We start from the raw sequence: 25,036 nt of genomic DNA on the forward strand, positions 1-25,036 counted from the left end.
CCAAGGATGAGTGCTTGCATAACACACGCAGTAGCCAATAGCGGCCGCTCTGCTTATCAAAGGCAGAGCTGGTTCGGACGGGGTTCGTCGGTATGCGTTCCGGTCGAACGAGGCGAGAAGCTATATTCGGTAGGCATTGGTCCCTACATAGAGCCAGTTACGCAAAATGTTTGACATGTCATTTCCTTAGCAGCCGTTGGTGAGACCACGATCTCGTGAAGCCGGTGTATAGCCGCATGTTGATTTCCGGCGACCAATGCGGGTAATTTCTGACGGCTAATCGGAGTGCACCGACTCGGCGCAGAAACGGGCCGAGGAAATACCCCGGTTTCGCTGTCGATGACTATCGCGAAGCCAAGGCGCGCGGACGCTAAAACGCCATTGGGGTCGATGGGGCAACGCAAAAAAAGACTCATCGCGCACAGGAAAGAGAAAACTTTAGCGGCATGGCGAGCGCCGAGTAGCGCGGCAATGCCTGGGCCAACAACACCGGTCTTGTCGACACCGCCGAGGTGAACGCAGCGTCACCGATGTTCAACAGGAAGTCAGATACTGTCTGGATGAGCGTTCGCCAGGAGACGACATGCGTCGCAGCGGTGACAGCGAATCCGGTATTTCGCCGTTTGACGTCCCGACGCCAAGGATGTGCTTGCGCAAACTGCAATGCCTTCACTCGTGCTCGTTCGTCAAACATGGATTACTTCTCCAGGAGGGTGTGACGGGATCTCCATTATCAGTATGCGTATCGAGGTCTGGCTCGCACGCTACCGTGCATCCGAGCCACGCGAACGCCACTGGACCATCACGTTTCGGACGCCGCCGGATGAATCAGACTCCGTCGATCGCCCCTGTGCAAAGGCGCTGTCCACATTTCCCACGATAGACGCTAGCGACCCAGGAAGATATCGTACTGTCGGTTATCGCGCTTCTACCTGCCCGTCTAAAGCCTATACGGCGGTATAGCGCAGGCGGCGACAGGGATAAGACCAATCCGCTCAGGTGTAGGGTCCAATACCGTCGTTCAGCAGCGTGCGGAAAGCCGGCGTGTACCCATGCGTGTTGTTCCGGTGGCCGCGATAAAGCGATTCGTTTTTTTCGCCATCTCACTCGCTCGCGCCTGCACCGCAGCAGCTATCGTTTTACCGAGATATCGGTGACGAGCCAAACGTTTGTCGCGTCCGTCGAGGTATCAACATATACCGTCACCAATACACTGGAGCGAAGCGGCCGCGACTGCCTCCTGGAAGTGCGCGACGACGGTCGTGGCGAAAACGCACGTCGGTTTTCCTCGCAAAGGACGGAATCTGGTCGCGACGCACGCTTCACTATCCTGTGGCTAATCAATCAGCATGCCACCGGCCGCTACCACTCGCGAACCCTCGCATCAGACGAACCCGTACCGCTTACCGAGAGCGGCGAGAAGATCTGGCCACTGATCGACGCTGGCGCCGTCGTGAATCTCCTCAAGTTCGCACAGCAGATCGACAATGCCCGGATCGTAGGCATTGACGTTGGATGCATACAGCGCCTGCAGCAGCTTGCCGTCCCGGGCGTGCCGATAGTACGAAATGCCGATCCCTTCGATGTCCGGGTGATAGAACTCGTCGCTAACGAGCGATCCGACCGCGCACACGCGGTCGTTGTCGCCGCGCAGCCGGCATGAGCCGTTCTCGTCCTCCGAGACGGCCCCCTGGTTAAGCAGATGAGCGCTGACGCGCTCGTATATCTTTCTTGCGCACTGCATCGCGACACCTGCAACCCTCAAGCAGCGGCTTTCAGAAACGTGGCCGACAGGGCAAATTGTCGAGCAATTGATGCCAGCCGCTCACTCCATTCCCATGTGCCAAATACATCGTGGACGTTCTGCAGACAACTAAGCAATTCGACAGTCACCGGATCGGACACATCGATGCGCGAGCGAAGCAGCGCGCGCTTGAGCGCCGCGACACCGATATCCATATAAGCCGGCACGTCCTTTGGCGGTTTTGCGACGTAGCGGATGGGCACACCTTCCATTGCCGTCATATAGTCGCGCGGCTTAATGAAGCTGCCGACCGGACAGCTACCGCAGTAGCCTCGATAGGCGCCGCCGCCGCGAGGCAGCAGGGAGGCTCGCGCCTGGCCGAATAAATGCTCTACAGCGTGGTCGAAAATCTCCTGACGTGTCAGGAAGCTCCGGCTTTTCATGTCCACCTCTTTGCGTCTTTCGCATCGGTCAGTCGTTGACAACGGGCAACCTGCGCTCCAAGTATCAAACGTCGCCGCCGGGGCAAAGGGGCTGCTGCGAATACAAGCGACGCGAAGTTTTGACGGAACCTCGATTTGGCTCGAAGCCGCCCGCGCTAGTCAGACCGGAGGCCGTTGTAAGCGCAAAGCGCGGCTGCATCGGGCATGGGTTTACGGTACAGCCGCGACCGAAATTGGGCTATCACACGGAAGGAAGGAACGCCTCTACGTTGGGATGCACCGGCACGGTGCTCAGTGTTGCGTGAATATACGGGCGTATAGGCTCTGCCTCCGAGATTTCGATAACGATTGCGTACGCGACGCGAGTGGGCGACTGTGGGGCCGTAGCCGCATGCTGCTCGAGCAGCTCTTCCGGGTCACCGCGCCAAAGCGGGGGCTCTACGCCGCGATATGGTGAGCGTGATCGTTGCCCGCGAGCGCCGGATACCATCGCTCGAAGCATGAGACACCGGCGCGGGGCTGTGCGACGGAGAGCTGGAACACCTTTTTGAATCGTTTTATACGACGAAAGCGGGAGGCAAGGGCATGGGCCTTGCCATTTGCAGGTCCATCGCCGAGAGTCATGGCGAGCGCATCGACGCAGGCGCCGAACAAGCCTGGCAGTGCGGTGTTTCGCTTCGCCATCCCTGTCGAACGGCACGATTGTCCGCGTGCAGCAACTCAGCGCGCCTAAGACCGCAGGTTTAAAGCCGGCGGCGGCAGGGGCGGTTTGCGGCTGCGTTTGTGCTGCCGGGGCATGCAGCGGCCAACAGCAGCTGTTTTCCGGTATCTCCTGCTCTTGTGCTGCCCCCGCGTCAAGCGGGGCCGGGTGGCTGCGCTTGCCAAGGCGCGCAGAGGTAAACCTGCAGCACGCCTCTGGCATCGACGACATAGTAAGCTCCGAACAGAGGGTGTATCCCTCGCCCCACGCCGCGGTTCATGTTCCAGCCGCTTCGTGCGATGCATTGCAGACGTAGATGCAAGGGTAGCGGGCCGCTTGGGCGGCGGCGAACCTCCATTCGGACATTTACCTACTCTCGTTTTACCGTGTCATACTTGAAACGCGTCTTACGGGCGCAAAAAGGCGCGGATGCGTCTCTGTCAAGCGGGCGAAATGTTTCATCAGTCCGCCGCATTGTGGCGTGTTGAGGACTCGTTTATGGCTACCGATCGGCATGTACCGTCGTCCACGGGTGGAATCCGCGGCTCGACAGTCTTCGTCGTCGACGACGAAGAGTCCATCCGCCTCGCGCTGTGCGATCTACTGGAGTCCGTCGGGTATTCCGTCGAGACGTTCTGTTCCGTGCAGGAATTCGTGACGTTTCGCAAACCCGCCGGCCCGAGCTGTCTCATCCTCGATGTCAGGCTCAAAGGCGAAAGCGGTCTGGCGTTCCAGCAGGCGATGGCACGCGAGGGACTGCAAATGCCGGTTCTCTTCATGACGGGACACGGCGACATGGAAATGTCGGTGCGAGCAATGAGAGCTGGTGCATTCCATTTTTTCCCGAAGCCGTTTCGTGACCAGGATATGCTCGACGCGATTTCCGAGGCAATTTCGAAAGACTCGCAACGCCTCGAAAAGGAACACAGCCTCGCGGCTGTACGCGCCGCGTATGCCTCGCTGACGCCGCGCGAACGCGAGATCCTGGCGCTAGTGGTCAGCGGAATGCTCAACAAGCAGATCGCCGCGCAACTCAACCTGAGCGAAATCACGGTGAAAATCCATCGCGGCCAGTTGATGAAAAAAATGGAGGCGCGCTCACTTCCGGATCTCGTTTTCAAGGCCGCCGCACTCGAAATTGGGCGGCAACAAACAAAGCCGCGCCCTTAGGCTCGCGCCAGCCGCCATTGACGGAAAGAGGTCCGAAAACGCTGTTTTGAGCGCCCCTGCCTAAATCCCGACGTTGCCGAGTGCTCGTTTCAGGAGCGCCGCGTCCACGGGCTTGTCGAGCAGCGTGATGGCTGTGCTGGACTGCACCTGCGCTCGCAGCGCGTCGCTGGGAAACGCGCTCACGAAGATCGTCGGCGGCGCGGCGCCCAGTGCGACAAGACGGTCAAGCAACTCCAGTCCTGACATGCCGGGCATGCGGACGTCGGAAAGCAGGACTCCGTTTTCGGTGCGAAGGTGCGACGCCCGCGCCGCCAGATAGTCCGCAGGCAGCGAGTAAGTTTCGGTCGAATAGCCAAGCGATTGCACCAGGCTTTCGAGCGCCAGGCGGGATGATTCGTCGTCGTCGACAATCCAGACGATCCCGGAAACGGAAGCTCGCGGCTGTCGTTGCGAGGGGCTTCGGGAGGACATAAGGTCGCTTGCCAATGATTGCTTATTCAATCTAGACCCTGGAGCGTCGACTTGTCCATCATACCGACGTATGTCTGACTATCCCTTCCGGAATGATGAGACGCAGTGCGTCTGGTGCCCGCATCGAGACTTGCCGGGCGCGCCCTCGCTCAAGGTTTCATCGTACGAACACCTCTCGTGGCTAATCTTACCGCCGCGGTGCTGCCTCGGAATGTTGCCCCCGAACCTCTTCTGACTGTCCCCATATCTTTTCCTTACGGTTGCCTAGAGTCTTCTGCAGAGCGAGACGCGCAGTCCGGCACGTTCCATTACCGTTTATCGCGACTGAACTGCTCCACGGCGGCCCGCGTCGACGTTGTCTTCAAACGCAAAAACCTACGCTTCGGATCTTTCAGACCGACGGTAAGCCGAGCCATACCGACGTATGAGCTCGACAAACAACGGTGGGCGAAAGTCCAAACGCTCGCAGAATGGATTCGATACCACCCGGCCGTCTATCTTGGCAATCATAGGCGGTGCTGCTGACAAGTCGACTCCCTTTACAGGCACGACAGGTCCCGCCCCCGCCTATCGGTGAGCGTTGACCTGCAAGTCGTTGTGTGCGTCGACAGGCTCAGATGCGTTACGTGTTGGAGACACACGTTTTCGTCTCGGCATGCCGGTCAAAGGTTAACCATGTTTAGCAAACGCACAGGTCATCGCTGTTTTCCGCGGGCGGAAACAAAGGCGTCCAACGGCAACAGCATCGGCCGACCGGCCGGGCTCGCAGTCACCATTTCGGCACTTGCTGTCTGCTGGTGGGAATTGATCAAGATAACTTTGGACTTCGCATTGACCGACAGCGACGCGGCACTCGGCGCGACAGTAGGCACAAGACTGATCGTGGTGGTGTCTGGACTCGCGGTCGTAGGCGACGCCCCCTTCGCGCGGCCCGTTTTCTGTTTTCTGTGCGCGATGAGCGTGCTTGCAGTCGGTCCGGCCATTCCACTGGAGCTCACAGACTCGCTCCTGGTACCAGCCGTCTCGTTCATCGACTGCGTAACGAAAACATTGTTTCTCGCTTGCGCGTTTTCCTCGTCTGGCAGGAATGGTCGTGACAAGCGCAACCACAGTCACGTTTTTGAAGTAGCCGTACCGCCGCCACGCGACTGACGCGCCGACAACGCTTTTTCCCCAACCTTCATTTTGAGGTGACTTTCATGTCCAACTGTTTGCATAACTGGATCTACGTCGGCGCGAACGCTTACGACGAATACACCTATGTCCCATGGCTTAAGCGGAACGTCTACCGGAGAACCGTCGACCTTTGCAGAGTTTGCATCCAATAGTAGTCGATACATTTCTATCCGACTTCCCTCATTTCACCGGTAGCACTCGACGTCAAATCGGCCTTTCTGAGGTCCGAGTGCTCGACCTCTACACAGCAGCAAGCTTCGTACTGCTGCTTCTCGCTTTGGCGGGGTCTTACCTGCCCTACATTCCTTTTCAAGTCACGTTGTCTGATGCCGCTGCGCCGCCGGCGTCGCAAGCATTCATGTGCTGGGGCGCAGGGCTCTTCGTGCTACCGCTCATCGTGCCGTACACGTGTGTCGCGTATTGGGTGTTCCGGGGCGAGGTCTCGAAAGACCAGGCCTATTACTGACGTGCCCGCTCCCCACTCAACTTGCTCAAGGACTGGCCATGAAAGTCGCACTCTTCATTCCCTGTTTCATTGACGCGTTCTTTCCTGATGTGGGCATTGCGACACTGCAATTGCTGGAACGCCTCGGCTGCGACGTCGACTATCCACTGGATCAGACGTGCTGCGGGCAGCCGATGGGCAACAGCGGCTGCGAGAAGGAAGCCGTCGCCACCGAAAACCTCTTCGTGCGCAACTTCACCGGCTACGACTACATCGTCGCGCCCAGCGGCAGTTGCGTGCACCACGTGCGTGACCACTTGAGCGCGGCAGACCAGACGCCCGATGCGCTGGCAGTGCGGTCCAACACCTACGAACTGGTGGAGTTCCTGCACGACGTGCTGCAGGTACGAGAGTTCCCGTGGGCCGAATTTCCGCACAAGGTCGGCCTGCACAACAGTTGCGGCACGCTGCGTTCGCTGCGCACCGCGAAGATGTCAGAGATCGATGAGCCGTTTTTCTCGAAGCCATTGACCCTGCTCAGGGGTGTCGGGGGCATCGAGTTCATCCGGCCTGACCGTCCCGACGAGTGCTGCGGGTTCGGCGGCACGTTCTGCGTGTCGGAGGAGCCGGTGTCGGCGCGCATGGGCGCCGACACGGTCCGCGATCACAAGCGCAATGGCGCCGAGTACATCGTGTCGGCCGATTCGTCGTGCCTCATGCACCAGAAAGGTTGCTCGGACCGTCTCGAGCTGGGCCTGAAGTTCATCCATATCGCGCAGATTCTCAATGGAGCACAAGCATGAAACGTGTTGACCATGTCGGCTCTTCGGAGAAGTTCATCGCTGACGAAAAGCACATCCAGTTCCACGACAAACGCCTGTGGGAGCTGCGCACCGGACGCGACGCAGAGGTGCATGGCATCGCCGAGTGGGAGGAGTTGCGCTCGCTCGCCTCGGGGATCAAGGAGCATACGCTCACGCACCTCGCAGACTATCTGGAGCAGTTCGAGCGTAATGCGACGGCCAACGGCGTGACTGTGCACTGGGCCAAAGATGCCGAAGAGCACAACCGCATCGTCTACGAGATCCTGAGTCAGCGTCACGCGAGGCTGCTCGTCAAGAGCAAGTCGATGCTGACCGAAGAGTGCGAGATACGCCCGTACCTTGAGGAGCGCGGCATCACCGTCGTGGAAACGGATCTGGGTGAACAAATCCAGCAGTTCGACGACGAACTTCCCTCGCATATCGTGGTCCCGGCCGTGCACAAGCTCGCCACGGACGTAGCGAAGATCTTCTCGGAGAAGATTGGCACCAACACGAACGAGAGCAACATCCCTAAGCTTGCCGAAGCGCAGAGAAAAGCCACGCATCCGCTTATCCTCAACGCCGATGCGGGCATGACCGGCTGCAACTTCGCGGTTGCGGAAACGGGCGGCATTACCGTCTGTACCAACGAGGGCACCGCGGACCTGAGCGCGAACGTGCCGCCGCTGCATATAGCGTCGATCGGCATCGAGAAGCTGATTCCGAAGCTCGAACATCTCGGCGTCTTTATCCGCCTGCTCTCGCGCAACGCCATCGGCTCGCCGATCACCCAGTACACGTCGCACTTTCGCGGTCCACGCAAGGATAGCGAAATGCATTTCGTGCTGGTCGACAACGGCCGTTCAGAACGGCTCGGCATGGACGACTTCTGGTATTCGCTCAAGTGCATCCGCTGCGGAGCGTGCATGAACACATGCCCTGTCTACCTGCGCAGCAGCGGCCTGAGCTATGGCGGTGTCTATTCGGGTCCGATCGGCGCGATCATCAATCCGACTTTCAACCTGAAGAAGTACAGCTCGTTGCCCTTTGCCTCGACGATGAACGGCAGCTGCACGAGCGTGTGCCCGTCAGGATCAACATACACGAGCAGATCTACAAGTGGCGGCAGATCGTCGCCGAGCAGCACGAGCTTCCGTTCGTCAAGCAGGAGGCCATGAAGGTGGCCGGCCAGGTGCTGTCGCACCCGGCGCTGTACCGGCGGCCGTCAAGACAGCCGGGACGGCCGTTTCCGTGTTGCCGCGCGCCGTGCTCTACAACCCGCTCAATGCGTGGGGCAGGCACCGTGAGGTGCCTGATGCGCCCAAGGAAACATTTCGCGATTGGTATCTCAAGAGGAACAGCAAATGAGCAGCCGCAATATGATTTTGTCCCGTTTGCGCGAGGTCTCACCCGTGCCGCGCCGCTTGCCGGAGGTGCCGATGTTCGATAGCGCATTGCCACCGGTGGTGAAGAGCTTCCGCAAATCGCTCGACCGGCTTGGCGGCGTCTGGTGCCTACTGCCGGAGGACACCAGCCTCGAGCAATTTGTCCGCTCGCGTTTCCGCGATGCCACGGTGTTCTGTTCAGCGACGCCCGAGTTCACGGGCACGCGTGACATCGCGTTGGTTGACGATCCCCGTGCGCTCGATGACGTGGATGTCGGGATCGTGCGCCCGGCGTTTGCTGTCGCCGAGACAGGGTCCATCTGGCTGAGCGAAGCGCAATACAACGTCAATGCACTCGGCTACCTGTCGCAGCATCTGATCGCGTTGCTGGATCCCGCGGATATCGTGGGCAATCTGCATCAGGCGTATCACCGCAAGGAGTTCTTCGAGGCCAACTACGCGGTGCTGATGAGCGGCCCGTCGGCGACCGCGGACATCGAGGGCGTACTGGTTCGCGGTGCGCAGGGTATCCGGTCGCTGACGGTCATACCGGTCGCGAGGCCGGGTACCGCGCGCTAGCGCAGGACACCTCCATGAACGGTTTAGCCGCCAGCCGCAACGCGATGATACGGTTCCTGAGCCACGGACGGCATCGCCTGCCCCTGTCCGAGGCCTTCAAGGCCGGCCTCATCTGTGCCGCGCCCGCTGGGGATTGCTCGGACGCGGGCGTAAAAGAACGCAGCGCCGGGGGAGAGGCGCTGCCGTTCCGGGCATGACAGGGCGACGAACCGCAGGCGATTGCGCGTTGCGACCCGTTGCGTTTCAGCTTCCAGCAATGCCCTCAGGCGGGCTACTGCGATAGTCCGATCCGCTGCTGCTCCAGGGAGATGAAATCGGCGGCAATGCGGTTGTACGCGGCAGGCCGCACGTCATGGATATCGCCGGACTGAAGCAAGTCACCAACATAGACCTTGCCGTTGTATTCGACGTAGGTCACGCTGTTACCACCCGGCGCGAGATAGCGGTAACGGCCACCATCCAGCTGTACAGAAGCCTCATCGATGCTCCGCGTCAATTTGCAGTGTGCGGTCCACTGCCAGCAGCCTCACTGGATCGGTCTTCTTCCACTGTGATTTCGGCACGAGCACGGACCATTCGGTGTTGGCCGTATCGAGGAAGAACGCCGCCACGCCTACGTAGTTCGCTGCGTCGCCGATCGGCTCCGAGATCTTCAGCGTCTGCCCCGGTCCCAGCGTCACGTCCCGGCTCCAGAGCGTCGCGGCCTTCAGCGCCTCGTTGCCCGCGAGCAGTTGCGCGTAGGTCGCTGTTACGAAAGGCTTGTCGTCCTTCAACTGGTAGATGCGCAGCACAACCGGAAGCGACGCGCCACGCACATCCTCGTTCAGTGCGCCGCGTGCCGTCACCACGAGGTTCATCTGTTTGACTTTCGTCTTGAACACCGCGCGTGTGACATCCACGGTGCCGTCCTTCACCGACTGCCAGGTCCCGCACGCCGAGACGGCCAGCGCGAGGCCCACGCCGAGCGCACCCCGCAAAATCCGGACACTCATCACAAAGGTGCTCCCTCGAAGTCGATGCGAGGATAGACGGTCTCCTTGCCACCGATGCTCAGTCCCAGTTGCATGGAAACATGAAGGCTCGCGTAGCGCCCCAGAAAGTGATTGAGCACTTCGCCGAATAGCGCAGCATCGCCCGGCCCGTCGAACGCGGTCGGATCGAGTTCGACATATGCGCACGCAATACGTTGTACGTATGCCCGCTCCACCTTCTGCTTCTCGGAGAAACGTACGTCCCTGATCGCGTCGATACGACGCGAGACCCCGTCGTCTGGCGTCCAGTCGTAGAGTTCCAGCGTCTCACGCAGCGCCGGTGCGCCCTCCATATGGATCCGGTTCAGTTCGTTCGCGCCACCCGCCGTAAAGTGCCCCAATACGCGCCAGTCGTAGCCCGGGTAATAGCGCGGCGGATAGAGCGGCATGGACGGTGCCGTGAGGTTGCGCACCGATGCAATCCCGGTGAAGTCCGATACGGTTTCAGTGATCGTCGCCTCGGCCAGCGCCATGCGCGGGAGACGCCCGTTATTGGCGAGCGCGCGTACCGTCAGGTAGCGGTCCGGATCGGGACGGTCCTCGTCGTTCTCTGCGTGCCGGTACGTTCCGGCCCATAGCTGCCCCGCCAGCGTGACCCAGAGTTCCCGCCCAAGCGGACCGAAACGCGTCGACGTATGGAAGTAGCGCTCAGGCTTTTCGTGACGCAACGCCCAGCCACGATGCCGGAAACTCGTAAACGCCCGGTAGTCGTGCCGTGCGCTGTCCTCCGGGTCGGCGGCGATCACCGCGAGTACATCGTACGGCTCGACATGAGAGGCGATGCCAGGCTGTACGCGGATGCAGTGCTCCCTGTCGTGCCAGCCGACAGGTTCCAACGGCAACGCATCGACCTCAAACAGGTTGATGACAGGCGTGCAGAACAGGCGGAAATTCTCGCGGCTGACGGGATAGTCGCCAGGCATCCGGGCATCGAGTTCAATCTCGAAGGTCATCTGCGCTTCACCCGCCGGCAGCGCCGCAGCATCGAACCCGCACAGGTCGACGAAGTGAAACTTTTGCGGGAACACAAAATACTCCAGCATCGTCTGCTCGCGGTCCAGTTGCCCGTCGCGCTTCGCGTCTGTGACTGGCCATAGCCGCGTCGACGGGCCGAAGCCTGCCGCCTCGACATGCACCCCGTCCAGCGGCTGCAAGGCGCCGTCCCGTACTGACGGCAGACGCAGCCCGATTGACGCAACCTGCCGCGTCAGCGCCGCGTATAGCGTAGCCGCAGCGGGCCGGTCGCCATGCAGGTACAGGCGGATACGCGACAGGTCCATGCGCTCGCGCTGCTCCCCGAGCCAGAGACCAAACGTCAGGCGGATCACCGTACGCCCGTCGGCACGTACGGCGACGACCGCGTCCTCTACCGAGAGCGGTAACAGCTCGACGGGCTGCGTCGTCCGGTACACGCACTGAACCTTATCGGGACCGACGGGCGTTGAGCGTACGACGGCTCCGGCGGGGATCGGCACCGCAGTTGCGCCCGTTCGGTTCAGTGGCGAGCATTCGATGATCGACAGCGACGGGATCGCCCGCGCCATATGCTCGTAAAGGTTGTCGAGCATCCCTTCGGTCACTTCCGGCATGCCGTCGTCGAGCTTCATGCGTAGCCGCGCCGAGAGAAATGCAAAGGCTTCGTTCACCGCGCGCACAGCCCCCTCAGGTTCGCCGTAGAGCATCCCCATGCGACGCGCGGCGTCAGGCTGCGCCTGCGCAAACTCGCGGCCTGCCTCGCGCAGGTAGCGCATCTCTTCGTCGTAGTACCTGAGGAACGGATTCTCGTGCTCAGTCGGGTTTTTCTTCCAGGGTGCGGTCATGGTTGCAATTCCGGTGGCAGGGGAGGAAGCATCGGTACGGCACCAGCCTTGCCGACAACAAAAATCCTTTCGGGCATCTGGAAGCCGCGCAGCTTCAGCAGTTCGAGCGGACCGGCTCCAACCTGGGTTCGCAGCACGTAGCGCAACGGGTCGCCATTTGCGTCGTTCCACGTGAGCTGGTAGCGGGTACTGTCGAGCTGCTTCACATCGGCTTTTGCGAGCAGGCGCAGGAATGCCCAGTCGCCCGTCGAATCGAACGCCTGCCTCAGGCCCGCGTTGAGTGTCTGCCACGTCAGACCCGCATGCCCGTTCAGCCCGTCGCCGGGCCAGGCCAGCGGCGTCCAGCTTTCCTGCTGGTTAAAGTAGACGATCTGCTTGCCGTCCACCGACAGTTCCGAGCGCGTCACGTCCGGCGTCGGCAAGGCCATCATCTCGAAGCGCTCGTTGGCATCGCCCTTTATGTAGAGTTGCGCGCCGACCGTCGAGAGCTGGCGCAGGCCTGCAATGAACTTCGGATCGAACTGGAGTGCCTGTGGTGCCAGTTCGTTCGGTGTCCAGTGATCGCCTTCGAGCTTGAGTACGCCCGCGAGTTGCGTCGAGATGAAACGGGCGACCAGGCCGGTGTCGGGACGCACGAAGCGGCCGAGTTCGGCGAAGGATGCATCGGCCTGCGTGTCAAAGAACGGATAGCGGCCGTTCATCGCCGCGTTGAATGGTGCAGCCACGCTTGCGCGCCATGCTTCGTCCAGGCTCGCCGCGGCGGGTTGCAGAATGGTCTGCCACGCCGCTTCGAGCGGCTGTGCGAACACCGCATTGCCAAAGCCTGCCCATGCGGAGCCGAGACTTGCGGCTGTCAGCGCCGCATCGTCACGCGCCTGAGACAGCTCCGAGAGCTTGCCCTGGAAGACCGCCTGCGCGAGCGAGCGCGCCATCGCCTGCGCGTCGGGACTGCCTGCGATCTGCTGAAGCTTCAGTCGCATCGTGGTGACCGCCGTCAGATAGCGCGACAGGCTGACGCCACTCAGCGCGACGTTCGTCGATGCACCGGCCTTGCCGTTTCCGCTGTTCGTCGCTGCAACGCCGCTCTCTCCCATCAATGCAAGCAGCGGGCCGAATGATTTGTCCAGCGGATTGACGGTCGGGCCATTCGCGTCGTCGTTGTTGCCAATCAGGCTTTGCGCCTTGCGCACCAGCGTGTCGGTCAGCGCCTGTGAGGGTCGTCCCGCCTGCGCCTGATACTGCACCGACTTCATCAGCGCGATCAGCGGTGAGGTCTGCGCATCGGCGAGACGGGTGAGCTGGTCGATCGAACCGTTCAGGTTCTTCGCTGGCTGCCACTGGAGGCTGTTGAGCATGGTCTGCCAGGCGGCGGTGTACTCCGCGAAGTAGCGCGCTGTCAGTCGCTGCTTCAGTTCTTCGGCCGCCCGCTTCTCGTCGATGGCGGCGCTGGTGCGGATCGTACCCTGTGCGAGGGTGTTACCGATGGTCTGCGATGGCTGCGCGCCGGTCAGCACCCAGTCGCCGCTGACGCGTCGCTCGCGCGCCGCCCTGTCGATCGCGTCCGCGATCATGCCGTCCCACGCGGCACGCGTGTAGATGCCAGGCACCGTCTGTGATGTGCCGAAAAGGCCCTGCGCGTCCGCGCCGTTGAGCAACGTCTGGAGTGATGCGTCAGCGTACTTGCCTTTGACCTCGTCGAGGATGCTCTGGTACACCGTGTCGTCGGCCGATGCGAGGCCCATCTGCGTCACCAGCATGTTGCGGGTCGTGCTCACGAGGCTCTGGTCGGGTGTGATGCGCCATTCGGGGTGCGCCTGCAGGTGATCGGCGTAAAAGGCTGCCAGCCGACCGCCCGTATCGTCGCGCTCGCCTTCCGGCATATCGACCGGGCGGCGCCACAACGCGACAAGCGAGCGCCGCAGAAATGCGGCGTCGGCGCGGGCGGGGTCTCCAAGCATCAGGTAGGTTTTGAGCGCGTTGTAGGTGCTGCCGCGCGCCTCCTGTGACTGCAGCGCGTCGGCCCGCGCTTCGCCCGCAGCCTTCAGCAGGTCGGTGATCGTTCGCACCACGGGCTCCTGCAGGTTATGCCTCGCGGCGACACGGTATGGCGGCCACATCGCAGCGAGAAGGGCGTCGTTCGAAGAAACGCCCGCGCGTAGATACCAGGGCGCGCCATGCTGCCGACGGTACTCAAGCTTTTCCATCAGCTGCTGGAGCGCGAGCTGGGCTCGCCAGGCCTCGGCGGTTTGCGGTTTTGCATCGACAGCGGCCTGCGCTGTCTGACTGGCCTCACGCATCAACTGCCGGTTGCCGACGAAGGACACCGTCATCCATACGCACCACAGGATCGCCGCAGCCGTGACGAGCGTGGCGAGCGCGTTGGGCCAGTAGAAGCCGACGCGCCGGCCCCGGTAGTTGGGCGCCCCCGCCGCGATCTCGCGCCACACCGGCAGCAACGCGGCGGGCTGCACGCGCAGGACGGTTACTGCCGGTGGCGCGTCGGCGGGCTCGCCGGGCGTCCCGTCGCCGTTGGCTACCGGCACCGGTACGACGGTCGGCCCCGGAAAAACCGGCGCGAACATGACGCCCGCAAGCGGCGCGCGCAGCCAGTTCGATGCAGCCAGTCCCCGAAGGCCATCGACGATGCGCTCGCAATGGTCGCCGACGTACTTCGAGATCTCCATCAGCCAGGTCATCCGAAGGTTGTTGCGGGTGCAAAGGTGTACGCCCGCGTCCGCAGACCTCTGCTCGACCTTGTTCAGCACATCCGGCAACCTGGCGGCGGCTTCCTGTGCCCGCCTGCGCGAATCGTTCGGCATGAAGGTGCCGACCGCGTCGAAGCGCTCCGACGGGCTACCCTTCGCCTCGACCGGGTGCAGGAACGTGACGGGCGCGGCCCAGCCGAGCGCAGTGGCGATGCCCGAAAGTGCACGGGGCAGTTCGGTATCCGTATCGTCCGCGCGTGCGACATGAACGACGCCATCGACCGGGTAGCGGCGGCGCAACTGCCGGATCTGGCCCAGCCACTTCGCCGCCTCGATCCCGTCCGGCGACACATGCACGAGGATGGTTTCGTCCACATGCATGACGCCCGCCTGCCTGAGACCGGGCGCGACCTGATCGACGCGTTCATCCGTACCGTTCACCAGCAGCCAGCGCAGGCGGTGCCGCCAGAACCAGCCGTGCGAGACGCGCAGTTCCTCGTACACGCGTTGCAGCCGCGCATCGCGCCTGAGCGGCTTGGCTGCCTTCGTGTGATCGCCGGTTTCCCGGTGAAAGAGGCGTCCCGCAAAGGCGTAAGCGCCGGTTGCGAACAGGACGAGGTGAGCGACGACGACGACCGCGAAAGTTACGAGAATGGCGATAATCGCTTTGAGCCGCGACTCGGCTGTGGTTACTCCAACTATGTCGCCGCGCAGCGATACGATGCCGATCGCAAGCAGGGCGACGACCAGGGCTGCGACGGGTAGCCCCCAGATCGCCAGACGGCCCGATGGCGCGGATACCTCCGTCGTGGTTGTGGGCTCAAGCGAGCGCAGGGTAAGCCTGGGGTCTGTCATCAGTATTCCGGTTGATATCTGTTGTTGCAGGAGTTACGTACAGGAGCGCGGACTGTACGCCGTCGATGATGAGTTGCGGGCCCTCTGCCGCGCCCGATTCGATGGCCGCTGCAATGGAGAGCCAGCCGTTGCCGTCGCCAAGGTCGCCGACGATACGGTCGGGCCGCCGCTGCGCTCCGTCTTTCGCAATGGCATCCATATGGGCAGCACTGAGCGCCTTGTCGCCGCCGTCGGCGGGCCGGGTGATCCAGGCACGCACGAGCGAGGTGTAAGCAGCGTTGCCCCATACGGCCGCATTGGCGAAGCCGTATTTGGCTTCGCCCGGAAGACCCTGAACGGGCCGGTGCAGCAATGCGGCCACCCTGACCTCCTCGGGCAGATGGAAGTAGCCCGGTGCGAGCAGCACGGCGACACATCCCTCCGTGCTGCCTTCGGGTGGCCCGTCCTCATGCCACGCCGTTGCCACGACGAGTAGCGGGCGGCGCTCCTTGGCATCGAGCCATGCGTCGGCGACCATCAACCCGTCCGTCGCCGGTGCCGCCTGGACCACCAGCGGCGGCAGGCCCGCGATGCGCAGGGCATCGATGACCCGCGCGACATCCGCCTTCTCCTTGCCCGGCGCGGCCAGCACGCGGACCTGCGGCCACCAGACCCGCTCATAGCACGTGAGCGCTCGCAGGCTCGTCGCCAGAGACTCAAGCGACTTGGCCATCTTGAGCGCGAGCAGCGAAACCTGTTTCGCTGGACCGAGAGCAGCGATCGCTTGGTCGTCAGTAAGGCGATCGACGACAACCGGTTCGTCGACCAGCCAGTCGGCCTCCTCGAAGCGGGCATGTTCGATGGGCTTCGAGCCGGCGCGCGGCACCTGCGAGGCGGGCAGACGTTGTTTGGCGGCTATCACGCCGGCCAGCGTCTGTTCGGGTTCTCCACCAAGCGGCAGGCAATAGCCAACGCCGAGCACTTGGAGTGGCTTCTGCGCGATGCGCAGCCGATCCGCCAGCCACTGGCTACGATGATGGTTGCGCCAGCGCGCGCGGTACCAGAGCGCCTCGAAGCCAGCACGCTCAATGGCAAACAGGAACACGAACGCACCGTTAGGAAAGCCAACGAAACAGAGCCAGAACCATGCGCCGCGCGCCGGTTCTCCCTTCGGCCAAAGCAGCATCGCAATGGCAACGCCGAATACATTGCAGGCGAGCCAGATGCAGAACCACCACGGCCAGAACCTGGGGCGGCGCGGATAGGCGCTCGGGCGTCCGGCTGGAGAAAGATCAACCGGCATTACGCGATGTTGAAGTTCATCTGCGACGAGAGCAGCCTGCAGCCGCATGCGCAGCGATAGTGATGGAAAGCGACGGCCTTGCCGTCACGGTCGGGAAACTTGGCGTAGCCCTCGTCAATTGTAGTCGGACCGTGTTGTTCGCAGATGGCCTCGGCACCCTTGCGGGCGAGCGGTCGCCCCATGACCTCGAACCAGGGCGAACCACCGGTCACTTCGCCGCCGTGTTCGAGTTTGTCGCCTTTACGGACAGGAGATTGCATTTTTAGGAAATTAATTTTTTGAACATTGCTGAGTCTTGAATTTCGGAATATACGCCGCATCGAATGACTGAGCCTTTTTTTCTTGAGGTTTATCACATCAACCCCGAATTGATTCTCGACAACGATAAAATTTTGATCAACACTGAAGGCAGCATCGTATACTCCACCACCATACACCTCTCTTTCAATGAGTTGCATTTTTGGCCTTACCAAAAATATAGATAGATGTGTGACTTGCGGATAATTCGCATCAATTTTTGTAGGCAACTCGAATACAACCAACATCGAACCATCGAGGCTAAAAACTCCCCCACGAATAGCGTGATCGATTTTCGCCAACCCGATATTTCGCCCATCATGTTTTATTGTTACTTGGCCGCGGACATCGTCCATTGCCAAATAATTTCCATCGCAGGAACTGACAACAGCTGCGCACGCATTACCGAGAAAAATCATCAAGAAAAATAAAAACAAATATTTTTTCACGGTTGATCCCCCAATACTCGATATGAATTTTGCGTCTCGCGCCAACGCAAGGGCGGACTTTTTACATCGTACGGCCAGAACCTGGGGCGGCGCGGATAGGCGCTCGGGCGTCCGGCTGGAGAAAGATCGACTGGCATTACGCGATATTGACGTTCTGCAGCGACGAGATCAGCCGGCAACCGCACGCGCAGCGGTAATGATGGAAGGCGACCTCCTTGCCATCGCGGTCGGGAAACCGCGCGTAACCTTCGTCTATGACGGTCGGGCCGTGCTGGTTGCATATAGCCGTGTCACCCTTTCGGGCGAGCGGACGGCCCATGAACTCAGTCCACGGCGAGCCGCCTGTGACTTCACCGCCGTTCTCAAGATTGTCACCTTTTCGGATAGGGGATTTCATTTCGATTGACCATAAATTGATTGTGGCAGTCATCACCGGCTGCTGAACAATCACTTAATCCAATTGAACAACCTGCTGCAGGCTTTGTTGTCGATTACAATCGTCTTTCCTGTTTTGATTTCAATCACGTCAATATCAGGATCTGATCCGCACTGACGCCGGTCTACTGATATATATTTTCCATCAAGCGATATGACTGGATCCATATCCGAAGATGCCTCTTCTTCCAACTTAGACTTTCTCACAGTGGTTCTATAGAATCCCGGTTTTTCAACCAAATTCCTGTCGCTCCCGATTTTTCCAACAACCGCTAAAAAACTCAAAGGTGAAACGCTAACTGGGACCATTGATGCGTAAATACCAGCCTTGATATTTATGTCCGATAGAAACCCCACGTGCGGGGCTGCGCGCCTCACGTGAACAGGCGTGTCAGTCTTGCAATGACTTAACTCGCCTATGGGGACGTAGCCGGTACCCGAGACGATAACTGCCTCACCATCCGAACTCAGTGCAACGTCAATGGGTTCTTCGTCTATCAAGCAGTGAAAGTCACCGGCCTTGGTCTGCACAGACAAATTAAAAGATGCTGCCGTGTTCGTGGAGTTAGTAGTATTGCAGTAGGCTTGGACTGATGCAGCGAGCAGACCTACAAATACGAGAAAATTTGTTTTCACAGAAGAACCCCCTTGATCATGCGAGTAAACTTAATTCGCTTATCAAGCCCGATAAGCGCACCATTGATACCCCTTGTGACATCTTTTATTATCTGCTCTTCTTTTGCGAGTTCAGCTGCAGTTTTCGGTATGTTAAAACTGTCACTATCAATGGCACGAACAACCTTCGGCCTGAGGCAGGTTATGTACCACGCCCCAGAGTCCAAGCAATTCTCTGGCACTGTCGCGATAACTTCAGGATTATCAACGCGCGCAGGAATTTTTGTCATCAGTGCGCGATGTTTCGCGTGATATTGTGGATCGCTCCACCACGACGCAGTAAAACTCGATTGCTCAATCCATGCTCGATATAACCAATAGTCCGCGTAATTACTTCTGAAGGTGAGTTGCTTAAACCCGCGACCGCGAAATTTTTGGGCATCCTCTCGGTCGCAGTTCCCACCTCTCCAGTCATATGATGAGGTGATTAAACCACCATTTGAACTATATTTTGCCAATCTGTAGTACGGGTCGTCTTCAGACGGAATTGCACCATACCAATGCCCAAGATCTTTCTCTGATTTTACCGATACTGGATTTATGTGAGTACCGTAAACAGCAGTTGCCGTCACGTTACCCACCATACTCGACTCCTGCATAGTACAGAGAAAGTTAGATTCCACTGCACCCTGCCCTAAGAAGTGCGACTGCTTCAGGTAATTCAACATCCCGTATTTTCGCAGAGAGAAGTTCAGAGGTTTTCTGTACTTCTCTCGAATAACGGCCGCGTTGCCAGACATGTGACTGTCCGGGTAAATCAACGCGAACTCATCCTTGGAGAACCAAGCACACTTCCTGAAGTGCCGGATAAACGCGAGCGGATGGAAGAACCAGAGCTTCTCCCCGGCGGGCAAGCCGGTCACATCCCAGAACTGGACTTCCCTGAGGTACTTGAGAAAATCGTCGTAACCCGTTTGGTTGCCGTGGTAGAACCCGCCCTCATCGAGCAGCTTCGTGTAGCGCGTCTCGTTGTTCTTGCTATCCCATTCGCTCGGCGCGTTGCAGATAAATCCGCGTAGTGCCTGACGCACCGGATCGTTCATCCTCACATAGGTTGACAGCGCTTGCGCCCTCCGTGCCTCCGTCATGTCCTCTATCACCGGTAGCTCGCCGGTATCCCCCGCATCCTTGACCAGTTTCTTCAGTGCGTTGATATCGCACATCCCGTTACTATCGAATGGCGTGTTGGCGTCGCTGATCTTCTGCCAGCCCATGAACGACGGGAAATCCGCATCGGATAACTTCCTGATCTCCGCCTTGCTGATATCGATATACCCCTGCTTCCCCGCAGCGTAGGTCACCTGCACCCAGGTCTGCGGGTTTGGAGGCGGGGTCACGGCCGAGGACAGGACACGCCCGAAGCGCTGCATCTCGTACCCGTCGCTCGGGCAGGCATCGTAGAGCGCCGTCGCGCGATGGTAGAGATCGTATTCGTAGTCCTTTTCCTCGACGGGCTCCGGCGTCAGAAGCGTGCGCGAACCGTCCGTCGCGATACTCCAGACGTTGGTGTACTTCGCCCCCTTGCTGAAGTACATCTCGACGACGAGTTGCAGCGCGTTTTTGTCCGTCTGCCCCGGCGTGAACCTGATCCCGTGCAGCTTGTTGTCCGCCCCGGTTCCCGGCGGCTGCGCGAAGAACTGCTGCCCGGCCGGAATCGTGTAATAGGTGTGGCCCCAGCAGTCCGGCGTTGTCGCCGTGGCTGGCGATGCCACGCCGAGCTGTGTATGCCCGAAATACGCCGTGAAATCGTCTGGCACCATGAAGATTTCGAGGTGCAGGTGCGTCACGCCCTGGTAGCGTCCGACAAACCCAAGGACATCCTTGCGCCTGACCTTCTGGCCACTGCCCTTCGCCGCAGGCGTGACCTGCCCTTTCCTGTCCACGCCGGAGGATTTTTGCAGGAACTCCGGCAACCGTGTCCCGTCGTGCCCGAATGACTGGTACTCCGCGAGCGGCAGCAGATGCATGTAGAGCGAATAGAACGTCAGCTTGCGACCGTCACCCGTTTCGGTCGAATGCCTGAGCAGGGCGAAGCCTACATTGCAGCTATAGGGATCCACCGCGTGCTGGCAGACCCGGTACGCCACCACCTCGCCATCGGCAATGGCGTAAACCTCGCCGTGCGTGTCCGGTGCCAGATGACTGCCGCAATGCCAGCGCCGGTCAGACGCGACCGGGTAGATGCCGCGCGCCAGTTCGAACTGGTCGACGGCGTCCATCATGGGATCCGGCTTCGAGCCATCGGTGGAGGTGATGCCCGCTTCGGGCAGAAAGGGAGGGCTGATGATCATCGCGTATTAGTCCGTGTGGGTATACCGGTCGTTAAGCTGTAGGTCGCTATTCGGCAGGAGGGGCAGCTTGGCCGGCACGTTGTCGGGGCCGACAAACGTAAACGAGGCGGCCTTGATGGTGTATGCGCCGGGGCAGTGGAACGTGATGTTGCCGGCCTCCATGACAACCGAGGCCCCGCCGCAGTTGAGCGTGATCTTCGACTTCGCCGACACCTGCACATCCGCACTTTCGCTGGCGACGCGCAACTGCTTCTGCGCGAACAGATCCATGCCGTCCGTGAGCGCTGCCATCAGGACCTTCCCCTTCGCCGCGATAAATTTCATCCCGAGCTTGTGTGCACACAGCGAAATCAGATCCCCCGCCACCATGCGCAGGCGCCTAACGACGCTCACGTCCATATCCTGGCCTGCCGTGACAATCGCGTTCTGCCCCGCCGAGTGCTGCATTGATTTCGGCGTCACGAACGCCATGCCGCCGGGGGCGCTCGCGAGCAGCCCTGCGTCGCGAAGCTGGTTCAGCCCGTCGAGCAGCGCCGACTGCGTGGCGCGGTCGGCCGGATCAGCACCGGCCTGCGTGGTCGCCGTTGCCAGATCCGTCACGCGCTGCAGGGCCGCCTTGAGCTGCGCGACAGCGGCGGGCATGTCCAGGTGCGGGGTATCCGGCCCGGCTGCCGCGTCCGCCGAGAGGAACAGGCCCTTCGCCGCGCGTGCCGTGCCCCACGATTTAGTGGTAGCCTCAAACCCCTCTCCGCGAGCGAGCTTCTTGCTGTTGAGCAGGTAGCCCTGGTTGAAGGCCGTCTGGCTGTACACCGTCGCGAGGCGCGCACTCTCCTTTCCTTGCAGATCGTTGAACACCACCTCCGCACCGAGCAGCGGCGAGCGCCAGATGGCATAGCTAAACAGCGACTGATCTCCGCGCACCACGTCCGGGTGGGCGTAGTCGTGCATGGCCCCCGCTATGTAGATGCGGTCCACGTCGCGATTTTCGGCGTCGAGCAGGACCTCGGTCCCCGGCAGCAGGGGCGAGTGGAAGCCGCCCTGGTAGGACGATGACGGACGCAGCAGGCGCAGCCTCAGCAGCTTGTTGTCGGTGTTGCCCGTGCCCTGCAGGAACTTCGGCAGCACGCTATAACGCCCGTGGTCGTCCATGTCGCCGTAGGGGGCGGAGTCGCTCGTCGTGACCACGCCCACAGCGGGACCAGGCAGAAAACGCCAGTCCCGCTCAAAGTCAAACCTCGGCCGGTAGGTCAGGTTCGCCGGCATCGCCTTGAAGCGCGTATAGGCCGGCTTGGTGCGGCTGCCCTTCATCTTGAACGAAGTGATCACGAAGCCGTATTCGGCGCTCGGCATCTTCGCATTGGTGAGCTTCATTACCACGCCCGCCGCGATGCCCTTGGCGTCGGTCCTGCCCGCCAGCGTCGCCTGACGCGCGATCTGCCCGTCGCGCCGCGTCTGGGCGAATGCTTCGCCCTGCGCTGGCGTCAGATGGCCTTCGACGCTGCGACTGATCTGCCCGAACGACGAGCGGTCATCCGTCCCGATGGAGACATTCGCCGTGGCGCGAAGGGGATCGTCCGGCGTGCAGTAGTTGCGCTCCCACAGTTCGATGGTGGCCGGCACCAGCGCGCGCTGCTCATGCACGGCCTGGGCCGCTTCGTGCCAGCTCGCGTGCAGGCCCGAGGCATCCAGCAGCGGCACGTCGACCGAGCGGATATAGGCGCGCGGATTGTTGGCGAACACAATGGTATCGAGCTTGCCGTCCTTGCCGCGACCCTGCTTGTAGAACCAGAAAACGCCGAGGCGGCGGCAATGGCGGGCGATGAAACTCCAGAGCGACTCCTCCAGCATCACCACCTGCTCCATCTTCTCCTGCAGCCCTTCGATCTGGAATTCGACATCGAAGGCATCGAAATTCTTGCGGTCGACCAGCGCCTGGGTGATCAGCTCCTGCAACGTCACATCCTTGAATGTGTCGCTTTTGATGATGCGTTTGCAGAGGGCCACAAAGCGCGGCTCAATGAGCAGCCGGTACGCGGACTCGTCGCGGCTCGTGCGGATGCGCTTCCAGCTCGTCACCACGCCGTTGAAGGTGGCGGCGTCGTGACTGACGGGCTGCACGTAGCTCACCGAGGGCACCGCCGCCTGCTCGTCGATCTGCAGGCCCGCGCGACGGCCCACATACTGCTTGCCGTCGATCTCCAGCCGTGGCGACGTAACCGTGACGTCGACGCGGTAGTCCTTGCAGAAGCCACCGCTGGCCTTGAAATCGAGCACGTCGAGGTCATGGGGCTGGGAGCCGATCCAGATCCTGAGGTGCTGGGTCAGGCGCGCGCTCGGATGGCTGAGCGCGGCGGTAAAGTTTTTCGTGACAGCATTCATCCACACATCCCTGTATGGTTAAAGAAACGAGGCACAACTGTTGCGTCAGCAACCTTCAACCGAAAAAATCTAGGGCGGTACCCGCTGCCCGTCAATCACTCCACTCACCCTGTGCGAAATTGCCAACGATTTTGTGAATGATCGTTAAATCGGAATCCTTTGCTTTTTCGAGATGGAAATGCGTGATAAACGGGTGCAGCAACACCTAATGGCGAACGACGCATGCGAGTCGATCGCGCGCGGGAAACGGTCAGCCCTGCTGCTCGTGATAGCGCAGTGTGGTAGAGAGAAGCGTGGCATCGCCGCGAGCGCGCGCCTCCAGAAGTTCGGCGATGCGCTCAATCATGGCCAGCATCTCCCCGCGCGTTTCGTTCGGGTCGGGTCGGGAGGCACATGATTTATCTGATGGACGCGCGTGACAACATATGCAGACACAATATGCAAAACGAATAAACGTCTGCTTCTCGCCGTGCAATTGAAAAAGGCGGCATCAAGCCGCCTTCATTGGATTGCTGACAGAGCCAGTTAGTGCTTCGTCGTGGTCGTGCCAGGAGTCGCAAGTCTGTCCTGAACGCTTTGCGCCGCATCGGCCAGCAGGTCCGCCGCATCGCGGGGAGTAAGACGACGGTCCGGAATACCCTTCGCCTGCGCAAACGTCCCGAACACCTCTTCGGTATTTATGAAGGGGCGCTTTTCAACAGCCTGTGTAAGCGGCCCGCCCAAGGCACCTTGAAATGAAGGGATCGTGAGGGCGACGATTGTGTCCAGGTCAATGCCGAGTGGCTGCTCGCGGGATCTGTGCCGTGCAAATGGCGTCAATGGAACTCGCTGTCATCGCTCAGCGAGCCACGCCGGGATATCCCGCTTTCCGTTGAGCACGCGCCATATCTCGACGTGATCCTTGCGCTCAATGTAGAAGATCAGATGCGGGTAGCGAGCAAGCGGCCACGCCCGCAGGCCCGGTATGTCCAGCTCATACCCGTAACGGGGTGACCCGATGTTGGAGCGGTTAGCGAGATGCGCGTATGCTTGCTCGATCTCCGCAATGAACGCGAGCGCTGCCTGTTCCGTGCCTTCGTCTACGAGGTGGTCGGTCAGCTCGTCTTCTACGTCTTGCTTGGCCAGTCGCGTTGGGATGACGGGCTTGGCCGTCATTTGCGCGAAGTACGCACTCGGGCGCGCAGCGATTCGAAGTAGGCGGCATCGGCCGGACCCACGAGGCTGCCGCAACCACTCTTTGACTCGCGCCGCCATATTTTAGTCAAAATCCCTCAACTGTTTTTTTAGTCATTGGAATCGCTCTCCCTTGCAACACGGGCCTGAGAGAGGATAGAAAACTCCGTAACTTTAGGAATTTGAAGGAAGTCTGCTACGCTGCGCGCTTCACCACCCTCGCATTGAAACGATGGAAAGCCCTTTCAACGATCGCGGCGTGTCGGTCACGCGCAACGCCCTCTCATCCGCAGGTCAGGTCTTCCCGCTGCGCGATATCGTCGACGTGCAGGTCGTGACCGTGCAGAAGAACAAGGTCGTGCCGCTCGTGATCTCGGTGGCCGGGCTGATCGGCGCAATCGTCGGGGGCGTGCTGCACTCGGCGGCGGGACTCGTATGCGGGGTGATGCTGATCGTGGTCGGTTGGCTTACCTGGGTGACCCAGGACGTCACGCATCGGCTGATGGTCAAGACGGCCGACGGCGAGCGCGAAGCGCTGATGAGTACGGATCGCGAGTTCGTCGAACGCGTCGGCGAGGCAGTGCATCGGGCGAAGGCCGCGGCTGCCGCGCCGAAGGCTTGACGCGGGGCGACGATCGAACATGACGAAGCCGTGCGCGACGGATCAGCACCAGCCTCGCACGGCTTTCGATCTGCTTGCCCGCAAGCAACGACTACGTTGCCGTCAT

Annotated in this window: 24 protein-coding genes and 1 pseudogene; 9 read left to right on the top strand and 16 right to left on the bottom strand. The window is 60.7% G+C overall.

From position 1 onward, the window contains the following. Nucleotides 1-412: 412 nt before the first annotated feature. The 3 genes from OKW35_RS45275 to OKW35_RS45285 all read right to left on the bottom strand — a co-directional run bounded on the left by OKW35_RS45275 (nt 413) and on the right by OKW35_RS45285 (nt 2,187). A complete protein-coding gene (locus OKW35_RS45275) occupies nt 413-694 on the bottom strand; it encodes a hypothetical protein (RefSeq protein ID WP_187614334.1) in 282 nt (93 codons plus the stop codon). 690 nt (nt 695-1,384) lie between these two features. After that, the gene (locus OKW35_RS45280; RefSeq protein ID WP_429555462.1) at nt 1,385-1,744 is read right to left on the bottom strand and encodes a hypothetical protein; all 360 of its coding nucleotides are present in this window, start codon (nt 1,742-1,744) and stop codon (nt 1,385-1,387) included. A gap of 17 nt (nt 1,745-1,761) precedes the next feature. Then, complete coding sequence (locus OKW35_RS45285) at nt 1,762-2,187, bottom strand: hypothetical protein (protein ID WP_090810464.1); 426 nt, start codon at nt 2,185-2,187, stop codon at nt 1,762-1,764. Nucleotides 2,188-2,721: 534 nt separating this feature from the next. Between OKW35_RS45285 and OKW35_RS45290 the strand changes: the two genes are divergently transcribed. Beyond that, nucleotides 2,722-2,934, top strand: coding sequence for an ATP-binding protein (locus OKW35_RS45290; RefSeq protein WP_429555882.1), 213 nt, complete (start codon nt 2,722-2,724; stop codon nt 2,932-2,934). A gap of 451 nt (nt 2,935-3,385) precedes the next feature. Then, a complete protein-coding gene (locus OKW35_RS45295; RefSeq protein ID WP_429555463.1) occupies nt 3,386-4,057 on the top strand; it encodes a response regulator transcription factor in 672 nt (223 codons plus the stop codon). A 60-nt stretch (nt 4,058-4,117) separates the two neighbouring features. On the opposite strand, the gene OKW35_RS45300 is transcribed toward OKW35_RS45295, so the two are convergent. Continuing rightward, nucleotides 4,118-4,558: a response regulator transcription factor gene (locus OKW35_RS45300; protein ID WP_429555464.1), complete on the bottom strand. Its 441-nt coding sequence runs from the start codon at nt 4,556-4,558 to the stop codon at nt 4,118-4,120. A gap of 645 nt (nt 4,559-5,203) precedes the next feature. Between OKW35_RS45300 and OKW35_RS45305 the strand changes: the two genes are divergently transcribed. From OKW35_RS45305 to OKW35_RS45330, 6 genes and pseudogenes are all read left to right on the top strand, one after another. Continuing rightward, on the top strand, nt 5,204-5,680 hold the full coding sequence (locus OKW35_RS45305) for a hypothetical protein (RefSeq protein ID WP_429555465.1): 477 nt from the start codon (nt 5,204-5,206) through the stop codon (nt 5,678-5,680). A gap of 253 nt (nt 5,681-5,933) precedes the next feature. Further along, nucleotides 5,934-6,170 carry a cytochrome d ubiquinol oxidase subunit II gene (locus OKW35_RS45310; RefSeq protein WP_429555466.1) on the top strand — a complete coding sequence of 79 codons (237 nt, stop codon included), beginning with the start codon at nt 5,934-5,936 and terminating at the stop codon, nt 6,168-6,170. Nucleotides 6,171-6,208: 38 nt separating this feature from the next. Further along, entirely contained in the window at nt 6,209-6,952 is a 744-nt protein-coding gene (locus OKW35_RS45315) for a (Fe-S)-binding protein (RefSeq protein WP_429555467.1), read from the top strand. Further along, nucleotides 6,949-8,320 (top strand): annotated as a pseudogene (locus tag OKW35_RS45320) (lactate utilization protein B). The gene OKW35_RS45315 and the pseudogene OKW35_RS45320 overlap by 4 nt, the downstream one beginning before the upstream one ends. Beyond that, the gene (locus tag OKW35_RS45325; RefSeq protein WP_429555468.1) at nt 8,317-8,916 is read left to right on the top strand and encodes a LutC/YkgG family protein; all 600 of its coding nucleotides are present in this window, start codon (nt 8,317-8,319) and stop codon (nt 8,914-8,916) included. Before OKW35_RS45320 ends, OKW35_RS45325 begins: the two are co-directional and overlap by 4 nt. 14 nt (nt 8,917-8,930) lie before the next feature. After that, nucleotides 8,931-9,113, top strand: a complete 183-nt coding sequence (locus OKW35_RS45330) for a hypothetical protein (RefSeq protein ID WP_429555469.1) — start codon at nt 8,931-8,933, stop codon at nt 9,111-9,113. A gap of 74 nt (nt 9,114-9,187) precedes the next feature. On the opposite strand, the gene OKW35_RS45335 is transcribed toward OKW35_RS45330, so the two are convergent. From OKW35_RS45335 to OKW35_RS45390, 12 genes are all read right to left on the bottom strand, one after another. Next, complete coding sequence (locus OKW35_RS45335) at nt 9,188-9,334, bottom strand: hypothetical protein (RefSeq protein ID WP_429555470.1); 147 nt, start codon at nt 9,332-9,334, stop codon at nt 9,188-9,190. Between the two features lie 58 nt (nt 9,335-9,392). Continuing rightward, nucleotides 9,393-9,908: a type VI secretion system lipoprotein TssJ gene (gene tssJ, locus OKW35_RS45340; protein WP_429403508.1), complete on the bottom strand. Its 516-nt coding sequence runs from the start codon at nt 9,906-9,908 to the stop codon at nt 9,393-9,395. Next, nucleotides 9,908-11,767: a type VI secretion system baseplate subunit TssF gene (gene tssF, locus OKW35_RS45345; RefSeq protein WP_429555471.1), complete on the bottom strand. Its 1,860-nt coding sequence runs from the start codon at nt 11,765-11,767 to the stop codon at nt 9,908-9,910. The genes tssJ and tssF overlap by 1 nt, the downstream gene beginning before the upstream one ends. Beyond that, on the bottom strand, nt 11,764-15,327 hold the full coding sequence (locus tag OKW35_RS45350) for an ImcF-related family protein (protein WP_429555472.1): 3,564 nt from the start codon (nt 15,325-15,327) through the stop codon (nt 11,764-11,766). Before OKW35_RS45350 ends, tssF begins: the two co-directional genes overlap by 4 nt. Next, nucleotides 15,293-16,657, bottom strand: a complete 1,365-nt coding sequence (locus OKW35_RS45355; RefSeq protein ID WP_429555473.1) for a hypothetical protein — start codon at nt 16,655-16,657, stop codon at nt 15,293-15,295. Before OKW35_RS45355 ends, OKW35_RS45350 begins: the two co-directional genes overlap by 35 nt. Then, a complete protein-coding gene (locus OKW35_RS45360) occupies nt 16,609-17,355 on the bottom strand; it encodes a PAAR domain-containing protein (RefSeq protein WP_429555474.1) in 747 nt (248 codons plus the stop codon). Before OKW35_RS45360 ends, OKW35_RS45355 begins: the two co-directional genes overlap by 49 nt. A 136-nt stretch (nt 17,356-17,491) precedes the next feature. Next, entirely contained in the window at nt 17,492-17,752 is a 261-nt protein-coding gene (locus OKW35_RS45365; RefSeq protein ID WP_429404358.1) for a PAAR domain-containing protein, read from the bottom strand. A 50-nt stretch (nt 17,753-17,802) separates the two neighbouring features. Further along, entirely contained in the window at nt 17,803-18,426 is a 624-nt protein-coding gene (locus OKW35_RS45370; protein WP_429555475.1) for a hypothetical protein, read from the bottom strand. Beyond that, nucleotides 18,423-20,756, bottom strand: a complete 2,334-nt coding sequence (locus OKW35_RS45375) for a peptidase M23 (RefSeq protein WP_429555476.1) — start codon at nt 20,754-20,756, stop codon at nt 18,423-18,425. Before OKW35_RS45375 ends, OKW35_RS45370 begins: the two co-directional genes overlap by 4 nt. A gap of 6 nt (nt 20,757-20,762) precedes the next feature. Continuing rightward, on the bottom strand, nt 20,763-23,135 hold the full coding sequence (locus tag OKW35_RS45380) for a DUF2345 domain-containing protein (protein ID WP_429555477.1): 2,373 nt from the start codon (nt 23,133-23,135) through the stop codon (nt 20,763-20,765). A gap of 525 nt (nt 23,136-23,660) precedes the next feature. Then, complete coding sequence (locus OKW35_RS45385) at nt 23,661-23,954, bottom strand: hypothetical protein (protein ID WP_429555478.1); 294 nt, start codon at nt 23,952-23,954, stop codon at nt 23,661-23,663. 12 nt (nt 23,955-23,966) lie between these two features. Further along, complete coding sequence (locus tag OKW35_RS45390) at nt 23,967-24,290, bottom strand: type II toxin-antitoxin system RelE/ParE family toxin (RefSeq protein ID WP_429555479.1); 324 nt, start codon at nt 24,288-24,290, stop codon at nt 23,967-23,969. 250 nt (nt 24,291-24,540) lie between these two features. Here OKW35_RS45390 and OKW35_RS45395 point away from each other — a divergent pair, with 250 nt between their 5' ends. After that, nucleotides 24,541-24,930, top strand: a complete 390-nt coding sequence (locus OKW35_RS45395; protein WP_429555480.1) for a DUF6232 family protein — start codon at nt 24,541-24,543, stop codon at nt 24,928-24,930. The last annotated feature ends 106 nt before the right edge of the window (nt 24,931-25,036 follow it).

It is taken from the genome of Paraburkholderia sp. MM5477-R1 (assembly GCF_050436385.1).
Classification (GTDB): Bacteria; Pseudomonadota; Gammaproteobacteria; order Burkholderiales; family Burkholderiaceae; genus Paraburkholderia; species Paraburkholderia tuberum.